The sequence below is a fragment of the Parabacteroides leei genome, from assembly GCF_023369805.1.
Lineage (GTDB): Bacteria > Bacteroidota > Bacteroidia > Bacteroidales > Tannerellaceae > Parabacteroides > Parabacteroides leei.
This window is the reverse complement of the sequence record NZ_JAMBQG010000017.1, coordinates 1-21,703: the sequence shown is the minus strand read 5'-3', so window position 1 is coordinate 21,703 and position 21,703 is coordinate 1. Positions and strand designations below refer to the sequence as shown.

At 41.5% G+C, this 21,703-nt stretch carries 12 protein-coding genes; 6 read left to right on the top strand and 6 right to left on the bottom strand.

Annotation, left to right across the window (positions count from 1 at the left end):
* The 4 genes from M1P97_RS20090 to M1P97_RS20075 form a co-directional block, all read right to left on the bottom strand.
* Complete coding sequence (locus M1P97_RS20090) at window positions 1–3,288, bottom strand: TonB-dependent receptor (protein ID WP_229058524.1); 3,288 nt, start codon at window positions 3,286–3,288, stop codon at window positions 1–3.
* Window positions 3,289–3,601: 313 nt separating this feature from the next.
* Entirely contained in the window at window positions 3,602–4,636 is a 1,035-nt protein-coding gene (locus tag M1P97_RS20085) for a FecR domain-containing protein (protein ID WP_249390024.1), read from the bottom strand.
* A gap of 62 nt (window positions 4,637–4,698) precedes the next feature.
* Window positions 4,699–5,277, bottom strand: a complete 579-nt coding sequence (locus M1P97_RS20080; protein ID WP_195373143.1) for an RNA polymerase sigma-70 factor — start codon at window positions 5,275–5,277, stop codon at window positions 4,699–4,701.
* A gap of 278 nt (window positions 5,278–5,555) precedes the next feature.
* Window positions 5,556–8,834, bottom strand: coding sequence for a DUF6383 domain-containing protein (locus M1P97_RS20075; protein WP_249390023.1), 3,279 nt, complete (start codon window positions 8,832–8,834; stop codon window positions 5,556–5,558).
* 661 nt (window positions 8,835–9,495) lie between these two features.
* Between M1P97_RS20075 and M1P97_RS20070 the strand changes: the two genes are divergently transcribed.
* From M1P97_RS20070 to M1P97_RS20045, 6 genes are all read left to right on the top strand, one after another.
* Entirely contained in the window at window positions 9,496–10,134 is a 639-nt protein-coding gene (locus M1P97_RS20070) for an HU family DNA-binding protein (RefSeq protein ID WP_195373141.1), read from the top strand.
* 1 nt (window position 10,135) lies between these two features.
* Complete coding sequence (locus M1P97_RS20065) at window positions 10,136–11,122, top strand: GSCFA domain-containing protein (RefSeq protein ID WP_249390022.1); 987 nt, start codon at window positions 10,136–10,138, stop codon at window positions 11,120–11,122.
* A gap of 3 nt (window positions 11,123–11,125) precedes the next feature.
* Window positions 11,126–13,591 (top strand): bifunctional UDP-N-acetylmuramoyl-tripeptide:D-alanyl-D-alanine ligase/alanine racemase, encoded by a 2,466-nt coding sequence (locus tag M1P97_RS20060; protein ID WP_195373139.1) that lies wholly within the window; start codon window positions 11,126–11,128, stop codon window positions 13,589–13,591.
* 56 nt (window positions 13,592–13,647) lie between these two features.
* Entirely contained in the window at window positions 13,648–14,505 is an 858-nt protein-coding gene (locus tag M1P97_RS20055; RefSeq protein ID WP_028727194.1) for an enoyl-ACP reductase FabI, read from the top strand.
* A 114-nt stretch (window positions 14,506–14,619) separates the two neighbouring features.
* Window positions 14,620–15,225, top strand: a complete 606-nt coding sequence (locus tag M1P97_RS20050) for an L-threonylcarbamoyladenylate synthase (protein ID WP_249390021.1) — start codon at window positions 14,620–14,622, stop codon at window positions 15,223–15,225.
* Window positions 15,226–15,240: 15 nt separating this feature from the next.
* On the top strand, window positions 15,241–16,497 hold the full coding sequence (locus tag M1P97_RS20045; protein WP_195373138.1) for a hypothetical protein: 1,257 nt from the start codon (window positions 15,241–15,243) through the stop codon (window positions 16,495–16,497).
* Window positions 16,498–16,588: 91 nt separating this feature from the next.
* Here the strand turns inward: M1P97_RS20045 and M1P97_RS20040 are convergent, their stop codons facing one another.
* On the bottom strand, window positions 16,589–18,244 hold the full coding sequence (locus M1P97_RS20040) for a SusD/RagB family nutrient-binding outer membrane lipoprotein (protein WP_249390020.1): 1,656 nt from the start codon (window positions 18,242–18,244) through the stop codon (window positions 16,589–16,591).
* A 12-nt stretch (window positions 18,245–18,256) separates the two neighbouring features.
* Complete coding sequence (locus tag M1P97_RS20035) at window positions 18,257–21,289, bottom strand: SusC/RagA family TonB-linked outer membrane protein (RefSeq protein ID WP_195373458.1); 3,033 nt, start codon at window positions 21,287–21,289, stop codon at window positions 18,257–18,259.
* Window positions 21,290–21,703 lie beyond the last annotated feature (414 nt).

Genomic DNA, 21,703 nt, shown 5'->3' with positions numbered 1-21,703 from the left:
TTAAAAGATAATATTCACACCAAAATTAATGATCCGCAACGGAGGGAATGTCTTAAGTCTGTCACTCTTGTCTTCAGGATCAAGTCCTTTATCCATGCTGCTGACAGTAAACAGATTCGAACCTGACACATATAATCTTAGTTTCGTGATTCTCAGTTTATCTATAATATTAGTAGGGAATGTATATCCCAATTGAACATTCTTTAGACGCAGGTAATTTACTTTCTGCAAGAAAAAGGAGTTGTAAGTAGATGCATTCCGGTTATTGGCTGCTTCCAAACGTGGCATTGATGCGTTACCATTCTGATTATCTTCCGTCCATCTGTCGCGGAAATGAACGCCGGTAAATGCTTCATAGCTCGGCCCTTCAATCCATTCGCCATACATCATACGATTAGCACCACTTGATCCCTGGAACAAAAGGCTTAAGTCAAACCCTTTATAGTCTGCACCGATATTCCATCCATAAGTGAATTTAGGTATATTGGATGTAAATATCTGACGGTCATCCGGATCGATTGTTCCGTCACCATTCGTATCAACCAGTTTCACATCACCGGCATGCAGATCAGACATACCTCGCGGATCAGATTTGTATTTAGCTTTATATTCTTCCAGTTCTTTTTCATTTGCGATCAGACCATCAGCCTGATAGATATAGAACGAGTTCAAAGCAGAACCGATATGCTGTATTTTATAGCCATCTATATTTTTATCATCGCCACCGCGGTCTATCCACTCATTCTTATTATAAGCCAGGTTCACAGATGTATTAAAGGACACATCTCCGAATGTCTTACGGAAACCGATCATTGCTTCCACACCTGAATTACGAACAACACCGGCATTCTGTTCCGGAGCATCTAATCCGATAAATTTAGGAATGCCTAAAGCCAACAAAATATCCTTTGTATCCTTAGTATACCAATCGAGTTCACCATAAATCGAGTTATTAAGAATACTGAAATCCAAACCTATATTCGTTTGCTCCACTGTTTCCCAAGTCACATCCGGATTCGCCATCTTCTTCTGATAAACAGCAGAAACAAGACTACCATTCATTACAATTGGAGATTCATCATCTTTGGAGATATTATACTGAGGCAGATACATAAATGCGTCGATACGTTCATTACCAGTCTGTCCCCAGGAAGCTCTCAACTTCAAATTGTCGACAAAGCCCAAATTTTTCATAAATGCTTCTTCCGAAATACGCCATGCGGCAGAGAAGGAAGGGAATACACCCCATTTATGCCCTTTAGCGAAACGGGAAGAACCGTCTGCACGAATATTTGCTTCAAACAGATACTTGTCTTTAAAGCCATAATTTATACGACCAAAATAAGAATTAATCCCCCATTTAGTAGGTTTCCCTTCTGCAAACTGGCTACCCGCCGAACCCAAAGAAATGTCAGGCAACTCATCCGATATTAAATCTTTACGCTGAGCCATCGAATAATATTTACGATAAGAGATCTGTTCCATACCATATAAAAATGACAAATCATGGTCGTCTCCCAGACGTTTTTTATAATTAGCCAGAAAGCGCATTGTCATCTGGTAATCGTTATTTCGTTCATCTTTAACACTATTCGGATTATTCCGCTGGGTAATCAGCTCACCAGCCTCGTTATAATATTTATGATTCTTATAGTGTATCTTTCTTCTATCCCAATTACCATTGATAGAAACCATACCGGTAAATATAAGATCTTTTATCGGTTCAAAATCAGCTTTTACCTGTCCGTAAACGGCATCCAGATTATAACGATCTTCACCCACTACATTCAAATCGGTATACGACATAACACTTCTGTTTTGTTTGTCTAATACATAATCACCATTCTCATATTTATTCGGTGTAGTAGGTTGCATACTCCAAGCATTATACTGTGCATCTTCCAAACCTTCCGGCCACAAACGGTCGATATGACGGTAAGTAACGTCACTGCTCACTTTCAGCATTTTGCCGATATTCAGGTCTGTATTTACCCGGTAACTGTAACGTTTATATTCTGTATTTTCGGTCAAGCCCGGTTGATCCAGATAGTCAAATGAAACCAGATAACGTCCAACTTCACTACCGCCTGTCAGATTCAGCGTATGTTGTGTTATATAATTACTTTTATAAACCTCGTTCGGCCAGTTTGTAAAAGAGTGTTTGTATGGATCAGAACCATTTTCAGTTGCCAGAATATCCTCTTCCGAATATTTGCTTGATCCACCGGCATTGATCAATGCTTCATTTACCATCGTCATATATTCACGGGCAGATACCTGTTCCGCCTTCACTGCTCTGTCCTGGAAACCGACCGAGCCGTCATACGACAACTTCACTTTCCCTTCTTTACCACGTTTGGTAGTAACCAATATTACCCCGTGAGCTGCACGAGAACCATAAATAGAAGCAGATGCAGCATCTTTCAATACAGATATATTTTCGATCTCTGCAGATGGAATCTGGCTCAATGACATTTCTATTCCATCTACCAATACCAAAGGATTCGCATTACCTGTTGTACCGACACCACGTAAATAAATTTCAGGATCATCACTACCGGGAGCCCCACCGCGGTCAACAATTGTGATACCCGGACTTAAACCTTGCAGCGCTTTTGTTACATTAACTACTGTCATTTTATTCAGGTCGTCGCCCTCCAACTTCGTTACAGCACCGGTCGTCGTTACCTTACGCTGAATGCCATACCCGACAACGACCACTTCATTTAAAGCTTGTGTATCTTCCGACAGTTTTACCGTGAGGAAAGATTGGTCTTTTACGATGATTTCACGGGTTATATAACCTATATAGGAAACTTGCAAAACAGCTCCTGGATTTACGTTTATAGTAAACTTACCGTCCAGGTCAGATATAATACCATTCGTGGTTCCTTTCTCAATAACATTAGCTCCAATAATCGGGTCGCCATTGGCATCGGTAACAATACCTGTTACCTGATTGGATTGTTGTACAGATTTAAAAGCATCTTTTTTATTTAAAACGATTTGTCGGTCGCTGATAGTATAAGAGATTCCTGCATCTTTAAACAGATGATCCAGAACATCGGTAATCTTTCCGTTCTTAGTAGAAACATTTACTTTGTGTTCTACATCAACAATCTTCTTATTATACAGAAAACGAAATTCGGTTTGTTCCTCGATTCTGTTTAGTACATCCTCTATCGTTGTATCATTCATTCGTAATGTCAATGACGCTGATTGAGAATAGAGAGCAGAACCAAAAGCCTGTGTTATACTCACGATTAAAAATAACAGGTAAAATCTCATAACATGAAGAATTTTTATGGCAGTACTATGCCTTTCGATTTTTTTATCCGAAATGGAATTCATACATTTGTTTGTTTAGTTAGAAAATAAGGTTGACTAAAAAAAACTTTTTTACAGCTAAACTTTGGAAAGGGAAGGTCTCGCACACCTTTCCTTTTTTATTTTAGCAGACATTGATCCAGATTTACAACTCACTTCATAGGCATCAGAATTTAATGATTAACAATATATTTCATCTCAATACATAACTAAGACGTTTCAGCTGTTTTTTACCACATCCGAAAAAGCACTTTTCTTGAAATAATTTTGAGAATTATTTCTTCACTCTATAAACTTCTATTTTTTGCTTGCTATAAGCGCTGTTAGTATTAACAGTCCTTTTGGTGTGTTTAAACTTTATAGGCGCACTCATTTCCAATAATCGCAGTATTTCATCCAACGATTCATATTCAAACGTAGCACGGTATGGAGCATTAGCAAGGCTTGAGTCTTTTAATTCCAGGTCGACATTAAAAGTTAGTCCTAAACGTTTAAAGACATACGCTAACGGATCATCACGGAAGATCATCAGACCATCTTTCCAGGCACACCATTTATAAGGGTCTGTCCGGGTTATAAGACATTGCCTGGTCAGGTTATTAAAAGAGGCACGTTCTCCGGGCACCATCGCAACAGGGGAAGAATTACCGAATGCTACATCGATCCGGCCATCTGCCATTGTTACAGAGGTCATGGAGTCGGTGTTGTAAGCTTCAATATTAAAAGCAGTACCGGTCGCTCGAAGTGTTATCAGTTCTGTCTTCACAATAAACGGATTCTCTTTATCCGAATGAACTTCAAAATATCCTTCTCCGCTAAGGAATACATTTCGTTCGCCTTTTCGGAATGTCAAAGGATATTTCAATGAACTTCCGCCATTCAACCAGACATTAGTTCCATCGGGTAGACGAACTTCAGAGAATGTTCCATGTGGAGACTTCACTTCCTGATATTCGGTAGTATCGTACAAATCGTTATCTCTATTCAGGAACAAATAAGTACTGATTATCAACAAAGGAATAACAAGAATGGCCGCTATACGCTGCCAGTAAACCAGTGCAATATGGGTAATATTCCTCTTTGTAGTTACGATATTTGTAAAAATATTTTTCTCGGCTGCATATACATCAATCTCAGAGGGGTTAAAAGGCGGATTCATTACCTGCCAGATATTGCGCATTTCCTGAAAATGGCGATCGTTCTCAGGAGATTGCTTTACCCAGTCTTCTAATAAACGACGCTCTTCCGCTGTAGCTTTACCGGATAGATAGGCGGTGATTATATATTGTATTTGATCTTTATCTGTCATTTTTCTTCTTTTATAGTATTAAGACGTACGGGAAGAATTCTTCCACATGCTTATAACGTTTTTTAGGGAATACCGATCAATAGTAAGAGCATGAAAAAATCTTTCAGTTGTTTTCGCAAAATCTCAAGGGCTTTGCTGACACGCACTTCCACAGTCCTTTCCGACACATTTAGTTTCAGAGCAATCTCTCTGTATTTCAACCCTTCAAAGCGATTCATTACAAAAGCTTCCCGGTATTGTTCAGGGACTTGTTCAAGAGCATAGCGAAGATGATCATACAAATCGGAATACAACACATAATTCTCCGTATCATAACAGTCAAGTACGGGATTTTCATAATCCGACTCATATTGACGGACTATCTCAAGATGACGAAATTCATCAAAACAACTGTTACGTACAGATTTCAACAGATAAGACTTCAGGGATGTTTCTATTTGTATACTCTTTCTGTCGTTCCATAGTTTCAGGAAGATCGATTGCACGATATCTTCACAAGCACTCTTGTCCTTTATGAAGTTACCGCAAAACAACACCAAGTCTGTATAATAGGTTCGAAACAATAATGAGAAAGCCTCCTGACTATCTTGTTTCAAAGCAGACAAAACAAAGTATTCTTGTTGTATATCAGGTTTTCTCATATTCATTTAGGCATAATCAATCACATCCCAAGCAGCTAAAGTAGCTACATTTTTTCATATAACAAAGCCCCCACGATACAAGATCGCAGAGGCTGTTTTTTTCTGTATTCCTTCCTCACGGAAGTAATTACAGTAAGAACTTTATTTTATTACTTAATATTAATAACCACTTTTTCGCCTGTCGCAGGGTAATTGATGGGATAGTAGAGACGTTAGTTACAACGTCTCTACACCACCACGTGGAAATTTTAGAATTTATTTTTGATTAAAATCTATTCTTATTTTACGATTGCTTTAACAGCTGCTTCACCTTCGATAGCAACTACAACTACACCAGCAGGAGCAGCGATTGTAGCATCATCAGAAGAAAGAACTGTGTTAGCAATTGTCTGACCAAGAACATTGCTAAGAGTAACAGTCTTACCCTGAGCACCCTTGATTGTTACTTCACCGTTACCAGCAACTACAGAAACTGTAGAAGTTGTGATAACATCGTTATCTGTTGCTATTTCGTCATTAGCCACATGTTTAACATTGAATACTAATGCATCATCACCACCTGTCTGAAGTTCATTGAAGTTTGAATCATAGTTAGACATTACCAAGCAACCATTCTGGTTCTTTAACCAAGAAGCTCTAACAGGAGCAATATCCAAATCATTTACATTCTTCATTGATTCAACTAAGAATGATCTGTCTGTCTCAACTTCATTGGCAGCTACTTCAGGATTCATGAAACGCATTGACCAAGTCACAAATTTATGTTTGTCATTATCCAGTCTGTGGATATATGATATACCCTTCTTTGATACAGCGATAGAGTCAGCTTTCTTGATTGCAGCGATATTGATCTTATCGTTAGGCAAGTTCTTGAACTCATCTCTCAAGATATACAATGTATCAACTACACGGATAGCTTCTACGAAACCTACACGGTCATAACCTTTCCATTTGTAAACATTCTGAGGAGCATCAACATTTGCTGCAGCAGAATCAGCGAAGTTCACAAGATATTTTCCTCTCTGGAATCCAGGAGTTCCTAAAGTTCCATGAACGCATTGTGTAGCATCATCTGTCAAATTACCGTTAATGTCAACGTGAGGACCAGCTTCTTTACAAGGTTCACCAACTTTACCCGGTTGGTCATTACGTTCGATAGAAATCAAGTACTGAGGTTTGATATAACCTAAGCCACGGTTAACCCAAGCTGTATCAACAATAAATGATAATCCAGAAGGAGCTTTATCCGTTGTATAGATACCTAACATATCAATTCCAGGAACTTTAAATGTCGGGTTGCCTTCAATCTGAAGAACTTCACCACGATAAGCTTCAACAAATCTCAATGTATCAGCAGCATCACCTGCATTTCCTTCAAGAGCTTCTGAATCGAAACGTCTGTAAAGAGGAGCATCAAGAGGTTCTACAGTAAAGGCAGAAGTTCTTGTTTCTTCTAATTTCTGAACCTTCAAAATAGCAGACATACCATCATCAGCTACACCGGCTTTCTTTGCATTATCATCAATCTTGTTATCACCTCTCTTAGCCTGTACGATTGCATAATAATCCTTACCACCGAAGAAGTTATTTGCTTTGAAGTAGAAGCTGTCGATGGCTGCAGTACCAACGTTACCCATTGTATACTGATCTTTTGCATTACCAACAAGAGTATCATTATTCATAACAATAACATACTGCATTCTATGCAATTGAGCCAAGCCTGGAACATAATCCTTAACAGTTGCAGGATCAATACCATATGTTGCATAATTACCTTCTTTCAGGTTAAATGCACCCATATCATCTTTAACATACAGAGCTGAATCCTTGCTATCTTTGCTTAAACCGATATATTTTTCCTGAGAATACGGATGCAGATAGTTGAATTTATATTTAGTGATATCCAAATCTACCGGTTTTACATACTTGTAACCAAGAACTGTATCCTTAATAATCGTAGAGTCAGTAATCTGAGTCAATGTAAATTCGTCCATTGAAAGACCATTGAATAATACACCTGAAGCAACAGTTTTACCTTCATCATTTTTCTTCAACTGAAGAGTATCTGTCAAAGCCAAACCATATTCACGGTTGATAAAACGAATAGGAGAAGTTTCCTTCAAAGCAGCAGCAGACTGTGTTTTAGCAACAACCCACTGGTAAGCAGGCATATGAGTCGGTTCCTGAGTATCCAGAGTTACCCATTCAACTGCATCACGATTTGTTCCATTTCTGTGTATAGGAGCAGCCAATACCTGACCTTTTTTATTCTTAATGATATACAAGCCATTATCAACCGAGATATTATCAGTTACCACAGCACCACAACCACTATAATTCAAAGAAATATGAGTATTTTGAGCCAGAGAATCAACTGTCAGAATACGAATTTCGTCAGCTTTTACTAAATCCTGAATAGAAACATGTGCGTTAGCATAAACATTTATATCAGACGGATTTGACCAGCTTTTACCTGTCGGAGTCTGGAAAATTGCACTGTGTACATAAATACTCACACTGTCAACAGACGGCTTGTAAGTGAACAGGAACTGAGATTGAGCTTTTAAAGCTGAATTTTTCAACGAGTCCTGAGCAGTGGCATGACCTTTACGACTCTTAACATCCAGTTTTGACCAGCCATATGCCAAGAACTTAGTTCCGGTTGTATTGGCCAAAGCTGTATCTACCTTCAAATAAGAAGAGTCTGACTTCAATACATAAACGTAGTTAACAGAGTCTCCAGCTGATGTAGAAACCTGTTCTGCAATAAATTTAGCATCTTTGTTTGCAAACGGATTCTTCTGACTAACTTTGTTTACATCCGGTTTGAAAGTTAAGGCTACACCTTTATCAGCATCTTGCTGGCCGAATAATGTATTGATTTGTTTTGCATTCAATACAATTTCTGCAGCCTTCTTCAAAGTAAACTTAGTAAGGTTAGTACTAGCATCTTGTCTCATAGCTTCTGCTGCACCAGTTTTAACAGCAAAAACACCTTCCGGATTACCCTTAGCTGTACCCATAGCCAAACCGACTACAGAGTCTTTGCTAAAATAAGAATAAAGGTAATTGTCTTGTGTTAATTCCTTTTCGTAAGCAGGAGCAAATGCCCAACCTGCGATTTCACCACCAACAGTAACAGTGTCTGTATTCAAAGTATTTTTAGCAAGCCCTTCAAGCCCCTGCATGGTTATATCCAAACGCTGGCCAGTACCTTTGTTAAAGAAATCATAAGCATAACTTTGACCCTGATTAGAAGAAGCCGTAATAGTTACGCACCACAGTGTGTTAGCAAGGCTATCTGCCGATTGAGGAGCCGGAACCATCTTCAATTTACCATCTGCTGCCATATAAAGCACACTATCTGCATTAGATGATGATCCGTTCTGGTTAGATAATTGATACAAACCTTTGTCATCAGCCTTCAATTTCTCCACTGCTGAAGATTTTTGAAGTTTACCGAACAAAGTTGCATAATTATCTCCCTGTGCATTAACAGACACAGCACCAATTAAAAGCGCAGCACCTGCCAAAAGAGTAGAAAACTTTTTGTTCATAATAAATAATTTAATATTAATACTAAAGTGTAATAAGTTCAATTCACAATCGGAACGGCTCGCATTTCCAATATATGACGAGATTAATCGTTCCTTTTTTCTAGTCATTGTTTTTTGGGGAAGGCTGTTCGTTTGCGAAAAACACCTTTTCGTACTTACTTTGCTATTCGATTGATAAGAAAGCATATAGGCTGATGAAAAAAATATTAAAAAGGATAGTTGGTATCAAACTAATTCTTACTTTTGTAGACTAGAAAAAAGGAACGATTAATCTCGTCACGTCCTTTTTCCGAAAATCACACTCTCTATCAACCCTTTACACCCCATATTCGACCGATTTTCCACTTACATAAATAATGTACGCACGTACATCTTATATATGCAGCTATATCCCTTTTCTTTCAAGCCTTTGTAGCAACCTCCAACAAATACTGTAGAACTAAGAAAAAAGGCCTGAATAATTAATTCTTTTTCTCAGGACATTTATTACCTTTGGTACGGACTTTTGAATTTGAAAGGTATACCTTACTAAAAAGTAAGGCAAGCCTTACATATTTGTAGAGCAAGCCTTAAATTTATGAAAGGCATACCTTACATTTTCGATATTAAGGAGGAAAATCCTTAATTGTTATGATGTTGCACCTTAAATATCAGGAAGAATATGAGTATTGAATACGACTTATTTGCCAATCCTCCGAGACCGGGGGAGACGAAGCCTACCTTGCATGCCAGGGCTATCAACATCCAGACCGTCGATACCAACGAATTGGCGCGCATGATCGAGGGGATGAGCACCTTTACCTCTGCCGATATCAAAGGAGCGATCAAGGCTATCAGCGAACGGTTGTTCTACTGCCTCAGCAACAGTCAAAGCGTACATCTAGACGGGATCGGAACATTTTCTGTCACGCTGAAATGCAGGCCGGTGGAAAATAAAAAGGACATACGGGCAGCTTCCATTGCATTTAAGAACGTGGAGTTTCGCGCTGATCCGGAACTGAAAAAGCGTTTCCGGGGAGCCAGGATAGAACGACGGGAAGGGACTACCGAAAGGAAAGCATACAATGAAGATATACGGCAGAAGCGTATCCTCTGGTATATCAAAAACTACGGTACAATCAATCAGACCGTTGCCGCCGATCTGAACCAGTGCACACGCCAGAAAGCCAAAAAGGATCTGGAACAGCTGATCGAAGACAATCAGATACAAAAGAACTGGTGCGGGCGACGAGCCTTCTACATCCGACGGTCGAACGATCAGAAACCACCCGAAGCACCGTCTAACGAAGCAATAGAGTAATATGGAATTATATACCTATATCCATATTCCCAGAGCCCCCTTCCACTTCTCTTGTACGGAACGCATGCTGCTACTCGGCTCCTGTTTTGCGGAAAATATCGGAACAAGGCTGGCCGGGAATAAATTTAATGTAGATATAAATCCGTTCGGTACGCTGTATAATCCCGCATCGATTGCAGCGGCACTGCGCAGGTTGCTACACCCGGAGCGGTTCACTGCCGACGATTTGTTACAACATGAAGGCGTATACCATAGCTTCTCGCATCACAGCCGTTTCTCTTCGACTTCGGAAACGGAGTGTCTGCGAAATATAAACGACAGGTTGGAGGCCTCAGCAAACGGGTTCCGCAAGACAACTTACCTGGTGGTAACGTTGGGAACAGCTTACGTGTACCGGTTGAAGAGCTCGGGTGAAGTAGTTGCCAACTGCCATAAACTTCCGGAGAAGATGTTCGACCGCTCGATGCTGACAGTCGGGGAGATCATTGCGGAATGGAAGGAACTGTTGCTTTCATTATGGGAACAAAATCCGGATTTGAAGATACTGTTTACCGTCAGCCCCATACGCCACTGGAAAGACGGGGCACATGGTAATCAACTCAGCAAGGCGACCTTACTTCTGTCCGTAGACGAGCTTCAGGCAGCATACCCTGAACGGATCGCCTACTTCCCGGCTTACGAGATCATGATGGATGAACTACGCGACTACCGCTTCTATGCGACCGATATGTTGCATCCGTCGGAGCTTGCCATTGATTATATTTGGCAACGTTTTACAGAAAATTTCTTATCGGATGAAACCAAAGGGATCCTTAAAGAATGGGCAGAGATACAAAAGGCTATTAATCATCGCCCGTTTCAGCCCGAAAGTGATGCCTATAAACGGTTTATCTCGCAAACTTTGTTAAAGATGGAACGAATTAACGAGAAATTTCCTTCCTTTGATCTTACAAAAGAGATGGAAATAATAAAGTCTAAACTAATGTAAAGAATGGAATACTCAATAAAAGAAATCGTCGGAATTATTGGCGCCAAAGCAAACAACCTGCAAGATAGCACCATCAGCATATTGCTGACCGACAGTCGCCGGCTCTCTTTTCCGGAACAAAGTCTCTTCTTTGCCCTTAAGACAAAGACTAACGATGGACACAGATATATAAAAGAACTCTACAAACTGCGCGTACGCAATTTTGTTGTAAGCGATATGCTTCCTGAGTTCGAAGCGCTTCAGGATGCCAACTTCCTGGTGGTGAAGGATACGCTGAAAGCGCTTCAGAAACTGGCCACCTATCATCGCAAACGGTTTAATATACCCGTAATCGGTATTACCGGAAGTAACGGAAAAACGATTGTAAAGGAGTTCCTTTACCAGTTGCTGCATAAGGAGTTCAACATCGTACGTTCTCCCCGCAGCTACAACTCACAACTGGGTGTGCCGCTATCGGTCTGGCAAATGAGCGAAAAGAATACACTGGGTATTTTCGAGGCAGGTATTTCTCAACCGGACGAGATGGAAAACCTTCGCCCGATCATTGCCCCGACCATCGGTATCATTACTAATATAGGTGAAGCACATCAGGAAAACTTTATCTCCACGACACAGAAATGCCTGGAGAAACTCACTTTGTTCAACGACTGTGAAGCGATCATTTACGACGGCGATGATGTATTTATCTCCAACTGTATAGAATCTGCCTGCCTTTCCCATAAAGCGATTGCCTGGAGCCGTACGGACTCGGAAGCCCCGCTTTATATCGAATCGATCGAAAAGAAAGAGAATGAAACGGTGATTCGTTGTACGTTACTGGGATTGACTCAAAAGTATGTAATCCCTTTCACCGACGATGCATCCATCGAGAATGTGATCCACTGCATGGCAGTAATACTTTTCCTGAAGCCAACCAGTGTAAACGATACGAAAAAGTTCTCTCAGTTAGAACCTGTTGCCATGCGTCTCGACGTAAAACAGGGTATCAACAACTGTATGTTGATAAACGACACATACAATTCGGATATCAACTCGCTGGATATCGCCCTCGACTTCCAGCAGAGCCGTCACGTGGACAAGAAGCTGAAATGTACGCTGATCCTCTCCGATATCCTGCAATCCGGCACATTACCGAAGTCCCTCTATAAGAAGGTAGCCGACCTGGTTCGCCGTAAAAAGATAGACCGCATTATCGGCATCGGCCGCGACCTGAAAGAGTATGGCACAGCATTCGACATGGAAAAGGAATTCTATAACACAACAGACGAGTTCCTTAAATCGCCGACATTCAAACAGTTTAAAGATGAACTGATCCTGCTTAAAGGTTCACGCCATTTCCACTTCGAACGTATCTCCGAACTATTGGAAAAGAAGGTACATGAAACAATTCTGGAAGTAAACCTCGATGCAGTGGTGCATAACTTCAACTATTACCGTTCGAAGTTGAAACCGGAAACAAAGATGGTCTGTATGGTGAAAGCCTTCGGATACGGAGCCGGTTCATACGAACTTGCCAAGACATTGCAGGAACATCGTTGCGATTACCTGGCCGTTGCTGTTGCCGACGAAGGAGCGGAACTTCGCAAAGAGGGTATCTCTATTCCAATCATTGTAATGAATCCGGAATTCAGCAGTTTCAACGTCCTGTTCGAAAACAACCTGGAGCCGGAGATATACAGCTTCCGTCTATTGGATGCCATGATAAAAGAGACGGAACGTAGAGGTATCACTTCCTACCCGATCCATATCAAGATCGATACGGGAATGCACCGCCTGGGTTTCCAGCCAAGTGATGTCCCGGCCATCTGTGAACGGTTGAAAGAGCAAAGCGGCGTTACGGCACGCTCCATCTTCTCCCATCTGGTTGGCAGCGACTCTTCCATCTTCGATGATTTTACAAAGAAACAACTGGACACATTCAGTGCAGCAGCAGCCGAACTGGAAAGTCTTCTGGAATACAAAGTGATCAAACATATTCTGAACTCTGCGGGGATCGAACGCTTCACGGACTACCAGATGGATATGGTTCGTTTAGGCATTGGGCTATACGGAGTAAGCGCTTCCGGCATAAAAGGGTTGCGCAACGTCAGTACCCTGCGCACTACCATCCTTCAGATACAGCATGTCCCGGCAGGTGACTCGATCGGTTACAGCCGGAAAACATACGTCGACCGCGACTCACGCATCGCCATCATCCCGATCGGCTATGCCGATGGCCTCGACCGCCACTTCAGTAACCGGGGAGGTGAAGTTTCCATCGCCGGAAAACGTTGTCCTATAGTCGGCAATATTTGTATGGATGCCTGCATGATCGATGTCACCGACACCAATGCGCAGGAGGGCGATCCGGTTATCGTCTTTGGCGAAGAACTGCCGGTAAGCGAGCTGTCCGACAAACTCAAAACAATCCCTTATGAGATACTGACATCGGTTTCTCCAAGGGTGAAGAGAGTATATTACAGGGAATAATTGCTCATCTTGCACATTTTATGTACTTTTGTGCTGTAAATAAATTAAATAAAGGTATGAGTCATAATTTATTGAAAGGAAAGAGAGGCATTATCTTCGGTGCGCTGAATGAAATGTCAATCGCCTGGAAGGTGGCAGAAAGAGCAGTAGAGGAAGGTGCAATCATTACGCTAAGTAATACACCGGTTGCCGTTCGTATGGGCGAAGTAGATGCCCTGGCAAAGAAACTGAATGCAGAAGTACTGCCGGCGGACGCTACAAGCGTTGAAGACCTGGAAATGGTATTCTCAAAATCAGTAGAAATACTGGGAGGTAAAATAGATTTCGTATTACATTCTATCGGTATGAGTCCAAACGTACGTAAGAAACGTACCTACGATGATCTGGATTACGGAATGCTTGAAAAGACGTTGGATATCTCTGCAGTTTCTTTTCATAAGATGTTGCAGGTAGCTAAAAAACAGGATGCTATTGCACAGGGAGGCTCCGTGCTGGCCCTGTCGTATGTGGCAGCACAACGTACATTCTTCGGTTACAACGATATGGCCGATGCCAAGAGCCTGTTGGAATCGATTGCACGCAGCTTCGGATATATCTATGGACGCGAAAAAGGGGTTCGTATCAATACGATCTCTCAGTCGCCGACAATGACTACAGCCGGTAGCGGTGTGAAAGGAATGGAACACCTGTTGGATTTCTCCGACAAGATGAGCCCGCTGGGTAACGCTACTGCCGACGAATGTGCAGACTATTGCGTCATGATGTTCTCCGACCTCACTCGTAAGGTAACGATGCAGAATCTTTACCACGACGGAGGCTTCTCAAGTATGGGCATGAGCCTTCGTGCCATGAACCAATACAGCAAAGGATTAGAAGAGTTTACCGACGAAAACGGTAATATCATTTACGGTTAAGCCGTAAAAGTAGACAGTTGACAGATGACAGTTGACAGATATCCGGCTTTCAGCCGATTGATTTTCTCGTTTTAACTGTCATTTATCAACTGTCTACTGTCAACTGAAAAAGCTATGCTAATAAAGATCTACCCGGAAAATCCCAACCCAAGGGAAATAGACAAAGTTATCGAAGTTCTCCGCGACGGAGGTCTGGTAATTTATCCGACCGACACAGTCTATGCGATCGGTTGTGATGCATTAAATGTCCGCGCTGTCGAAAAGATCTGTCAAATGAAAGGTATCAATCCTCAAAAGAGTAACCTGGCCATCATTTGTTACGACCTTTCAAATTTAAGTGAATATGCCAAGGTTAATAATGCTGCATTCAAGTTGATGAAAAAGAACCTGCCGGGTCCTTTCACCTTCATTCTGCCAACAAGCAGCGAATTACCTAAGATATATAAGAACAGAAAAGAAGTCGGTATCCGCGTGCCTGATAATAACATTATCCGTACACTGGTAAAAGAACTGGGAAACCCGATCCTGACCATGTCGGTACACGATGACGACGATATGATCGAATACACTACCGACCCGGAACTTATACACGAAAAGTATGAAGACCTGGTAGACCTTGTAATCGACGGAGGCTATGGAGGTTTCGAAGCATCGACGGTCATAGATTGTACGACAGATGATTTTGAGATCATACGTCAGGGAAAAGGTATACTGGAATAAACAACCGGAAAGTAGATGAAACAAATCTGCAAATATATTATTTTATTAGCCTTATTCCCCCTTTGCATGAGTGCACAGGATAAGGCCTATCATTTTGACCGGAATGGAATAGACCGTGAAGTTTTAGAAAACTATCTGGACCGATCTATCACGCTCTCCTGCGTACTGGCTCCGGGAGAAAAAAACAAAGACATTTACACGGATGATATCCGTATGATCAAAAATATCGGGGCCAAACTCATCGGCCGTGCAATCTTCCGGTGGGAAAATGAACGCATCCTCAACAATCCGGAATTCTGGTCTAAAGCCCAATCCATCATTCAAGAATTGCATGCCTATGATCCGGACATTATCTTTCAGGGATGTCTGTTCGAAGCAATCTCGGATGAGGTTAATACAATACCTGTTCCCGAATGGGTCTTCCGGTCATACGGAATAAAACCGGAAAAGAGGAACTTCTCTTACAAAGATATGCTAAGCAAAGAAGGCAAATATGTGGATCATTGGCATAAAGGAGGGAGTGTACCTGATATCAGCCGTACGGAAACACAGCTATGGTTTCATTTCTTGGCTTGTTCCTATATTAATATCGGTTGCGAAGCCTTTCATTTAGGCCAGATCGAGTTGATCGGCATGCATGATCCCCACCGGGAATATTGGGCAAAGGTTATCGATCATATCCGTGCCTATGCAGCTAAACATGCCCGTCGTCACTGGGTATTGCTGGATGCCCATACGCCTAAAGGCGGCATGCTAAAAGACGGCAAAAGCCTGATCGACTTCAATTCTTTCCCGATGCGTATCCGTGCCATACCGGGAGATATTAAAGCCGGTGAAGCTCAACAAGCAGAGTTACGTGTCGATCATTTAGATGGTATTTATGGGAAAAGTCTGGGATGTACCACACCTAGCGGATGGACATGTAAGTCGCTTCCTTATCTGGTAGAAATAGACAACTACGGAAAAGAAGAGCCCGTCAACGTAGCCGATACTACTTCCTATTTTCCATGGGGTTGGGATGAAATATCATGGTATGCCAAACAACCTGAAACTTATAGGAACGAATGGCTTTGGTATGCATGGAACTGGATCAAGCAGACAGATCCGAACGGGCACATCGAAATGCCCGGCTTACGTGGTATTTGCAGCCCTAATGAAACACAAAATACCTATCGGGCCAATATCCGAAGCAAAGCTTGCCCTCTGGGATATAACCAGGAAGAGACAATCAAAGCGATATGGTCTTCCGACACTCCGCATCCGCTTAAATAGCAGATAACAATAGTACATAAACAAAAAGGCTTCCTGCAATCAAAGCAGGAAGCCTTTCTTATATTCTCGTAATTACAGAACTTCTTTAAAATTAGAAGTTTCCTACATTTGCTTTATCCCACCAAACACGAGTACCACCGATATCGCCGGTAAACTTCGAGCTTGAATTTTCCTGATTAAGCACCTGGATACCTTTCTGCAACTCATCATTGTTCGTATTGATTTCCACTTCCGAATAGATCAGGCGACGGATCTGTTCGTCTGTATCGATCGTACCGTCGCTGCTATTTACGCGGTTCGGGAATAGCTTAGGATAACCCGTACGACGATATTCAGCCCATGCTTCCGTTGACAATGGGAAGTTAGCAATCCATTTCTGGGTAATGATGCGTTGTAACTTTTGTTCGTTGTTAGCACCTTCATCCCATTTCACAGGAACGGTATTCATAGCCTTGATACTATTTTGAGCATCCACCGGATCTACAAAATCAGCGGGGAGAGTCGTTCCGTTAATATAAGCATCGATTTCTTCGTCGGAAATAGAAGTCACACCTGCATAAACACCTTTATACTTCAATTCGTTCTTAATAGAAAGACGGATACCTTCTTCATACAAATCCTTAGCGCTACCACCCATATTCCAGCCACGCAAAGCACCTTCTGCACGCAGGAAGTAAGATTCGGCAGCCTTCATTACCGGCATCGGAGTTGAATAGGTACACACTATATTGGAGAAGTTACCCCACTGGTTCGGTTTATTCGGCAGATTACAGCCACCACGAATACCCAGATACTTAGAGTCTTTAGCGACAACTACATTGTCACCTACTTTGACATCATTTGTATTCTTCGTAATATAAAGAGCAATACGCGGGTCGTTATAACCTTCCAGGATTGTCACCAGGTTTGCATTCACGCCACAGTCACCCCATTCGAACATACGGGTCAATTCGTTGCTCAGACCTTGGTCGATCAGGATATCCTTATCGGCAGAAGTTAATACACCTCCGGAAACAGCTTCTTCAGCTTTCTGTTTAGCCAGGCCCGGATTAGCTTTTACAATACGCATTGCCAAACGTAATTTGAATTGATTGGCTACTTTCACCCACAACTCACGATTTCCCTGACACCAGTAATCAAACTGCTGCATATTGGCTACATCAGACGTTCCATTCTTAAAGCCGGTTATAGCTTCATCCAGTAACGCAAACATCGCATTATAAATGCTTTCCTGCGAGTCATAATAGAAAGATACATCGTTTCCATCCAGTACAGACTGATAAGCGACCGGTCCGTAAGTATCTGTCATTGTAGACAAGGCATACACCTGAACCACACGCATGATCGCTGCATAATCAACAAGACCTTTCTCATCGCACGTCTTGATCAAACGACGTGTATTATTGAATATATGCAGGTTGAAGTTTTCATACATACCACCGCAAAAGCCACGGTTCAGTTTATAGTCGACGTTACCGTTACCGCCAAAGTTATGCGGAGTCATGAAATAACCACTGAACAAGTCTGTGCTCAGGTTAGTCCAGAACTGGAACATATTCTGCTGAGGAGCATAGACGTAAGTGATCGGCTCTACAAACTGAGACTCAAACGGCAAATTGTCAGGGTCTACTTCATATTTATTCGTATTCAGTTCTCCAAAATTATCGGTACAGCCTGTCATCATAGAACCAGCAGCCAATGTAAGAGCTGAAGCGACAGTATATGTCAAAAATTTATTTATCTTCATAGGAACTAAGATTTAGAAATTAAGTTTTAAATTAAGACCAAAACTACGGGATGTAGGCAATGAGAACATATCGAATCCCTGCCATCCATTATTGGTAGAAGCAGAAACTTCCGGATCCATCGGAGCATCTTTATAGAAGAAGAACAAGTTGCGTCCGATCAGGGAAGCATTCAGGTTCTTACCAGCACCAAACAAGTTACGGAATGTATAACCGAATGACAATTCACGTAAACGAACATTGGTTGCATCATAAATATACAAACCATTTGCATACTGTGAGTTGAAGTTTGTTGCACCGGTAGTAGAATAGAACTTCTGCGGATCAAAAGTTACACCTTCAAATACAACCTGTCCTGCATCACGAGCAGCAGCCGAACGTTCTGAAACACCCCAGCCGTCTAATGTAGCTTCCGTCATCGACATTACCTTACCACCTACTTTTGCATCGATCAGGAATGATAAAGTGAAATCTTTATAATGGAATGTATTTGTCCAACCCATGTTTACCTTCGCATTCATATCGCCTGCATATTCCAGATCGGCAATACCGTCGCCGCCTAATTGGGGTGCGCCATTGTCAACAACCGGCTTACCGCTATCGTCTCTTTTGACCTGACGAACATACAAGTCACCGTAATGTCCGCCTTCTTTCAGGATCACTTTAGCACCACCATAGTTTGCCAATGACAAACCGTCGGGCAATTCGTCGATCAGCTTCTTGATCTTATTCGTATTGTAAGAGAAATTGAAGTTTGTAGTCCAGCTGAAATTGTCAGTAAACTGGTTATACCAACCTAAAACAGCTTCAAAACCTGCGTTCTGAACGTCACCGGCATTTACATAACGTTGTCTCAAACCTGTTTCCCAGGGAGCATCGATAGCAAAGAACTGGTTCTTTGTGTTCGTTTTATAATAGGTCAAGTTCACATTCAAACGATTACGGAAGAATGTACCGTCGAAACCAACTTCCAGAGAGTTTGTTTTTTCAGGTTTCAAAGTCTTGAACGGGGCCTTTTCCGGAGGAGTGATAGAACCCTGGTCTTTCAATGTATAGCGTAGATTAGTCATAAATACCGGAACGTCGTTACCCACAATTGAATAAGAAGCACGGAGTTTGAACATATCCACATTCTTACCGAAATCGACAAACTTGTCTAACAAAGCACTTGCACCGACAGACGGATAGAAGAATGAAACCCCATCGGTAAATGCCAAAGCAGAAGACCAGTCATTACGAGCCGTTACATCCAGGAACAAACCTTCCTTGTAACCAAACTGAGCCGTAGCAAAAACAGAATTCAAACGCTTTTCTGATAAAGTTTCAGAAGTTCTGGTCTTATAATAGTTTGCCGGTGAGAAAATATTCGGATAATAAGTGTTACCTGTCGGTTTACCATCGACTACAGAGAACTTAGAACCATCACCGATGATTTCAATACTGGATGAATTAGTCTTTGTGAAACTGCTACCTGCCGTTACTGACAATGAATAATCTTCATCCCATATTTTATTATAACTTACCAATACGTCACCATACATCTGTTCACTGAACACACGGTTATCTTTTATTTGCCCCATTGAGTTACGGCCACCGGTACTGGAAGCATATTCATTCTGGATAAACTTATCCTCACCGCGTTCATAACGTAAACGCCCTGCAACGGAAAGACCAGCTATAATATCATATTTCACGCTACCACCGAATTCATAACGGTTACGATCAGAAACAGGAGTTTGTCTGTTCAGCATCCAATACGGGTTAGAGAACTGTTCCTGTCCCAGGTTTGTCCAGTTCTGGACGTTTGTATTCAATGACGGATCATACACTTCAAAGTTATTCTTGTAACCATTCCAATCTTCACCTCTCGGGAACAGATAAGCACCGGTGATCGGGTTACCCAGGAAACCGGCCATAGCCTGGTTCTCGATATGCTGGTTATTGTAGCGAGCGCTTACATCGACTTTCACTTTCTTCCACAAGTTAAAACCGACTTTAGCCAACAGGTTGTGACTCATATAATCGTTCTTCGGCATAATACCGTTGGAAGCCACGTTTGCATAAGAGAAATAAGACGAGATATTGTCGTTACCACCAGCCAGGGAGATAGAGTTGTTGGTAGTGAAACCCGGTCTATAAAATTCTTTTGCATAATTCGGAGCTTTAGAAGACAACTTGTTACCCCAGCTAAAAGTACCTTCATCACTCACACCATACGAGTTTTGGAACTTAGGCAGAGACATCGCCGTTTCAACTGTCGTATTGCTCGATACATTGATAGACACCTTACCTGCCTGAGCAGATTTGGTTGTAATCATAATAGCACCATTGGCAGCAACAGCACCATACAATGCAGCAGCAGAAGCACCTTTCAGCAAAGTGATCTGAGCAATATCGTCCGGGTTGATCGTCGACATAGCATCGCCACCATCACGCTGGCTACCATATACCATATCTACCTGAGAGGTCGATACATTCATCATCAAAGGCACGCCATCCACAACAACCAACGGCTGGTTGCTACCGCTAATAGATTTATTACCACGGAACAAAATCTTTGAAGCACCTCCTGCACCAGTCGAGTTCGGAGTGATCTGCAAACCTGCACTCTTACCTTGCAAAGAGTTGATCATGTTTACATTCTTGATTTCATTCAGTTCCTTTCCTCCTACTGTTTGGGCAGCATAAGTCAAAGTCTTGGACTCACGTTTGATACCTAATGCAGTTACAACGACTTCGCCCAGCTGTTCAGAGTCGGAAACCATGTTTACATTAATAGTAGAACGGCCATTGACCGGTTCTTCTATTGTTTTCATACTCAAATAAGAAAAAACCAAAACAGCATTACTGCTAACATCCAACGAATATTTACCATCCATATCCGTTACGGTACCCACAGTTGTCCCTTTTTGCAGAACATTCACCCCGGCGAGAGGTTCATTGAGTTCTTTGTCCATTACAACGCCGCTTACTTTACTTTGCGCCCATAGCACATTTGTACATATTCCTATACAGAATAGTATCAACATTACAAAGCTTTTCCTCATAAAGTCAGATTGTTTAGATGAGTTAATAATAAAAAATTTCATAATACTTCTTCTTAGGTTTAGCAAACACTTTAACATTTAATTAGATCTAAGCAGGTAAAAGAACTGAGTTCTATCAGAACTTAAACCATATTTTATCCATTTGTTTACAAAGCTATGAATTTATCTCAGACTCACATGCTATTTTAACTAGTAAAGTCTTTAAATTCGTTTACATTAACATAAATATGGTATGTTTTCCGACACACAGAAATGTTACTTAACGTAAATTTAACTTGGAACAGCATAGTTCTGATAGAACTACGTAATTAATTATTATTTGAAGCCTTTATTCTCCGATTCTCCCCCAAAATGTCTATCTTTGTAAAAAGACATTTATCATAAAACTATGAACTGGACCCAATTACTGTCAGG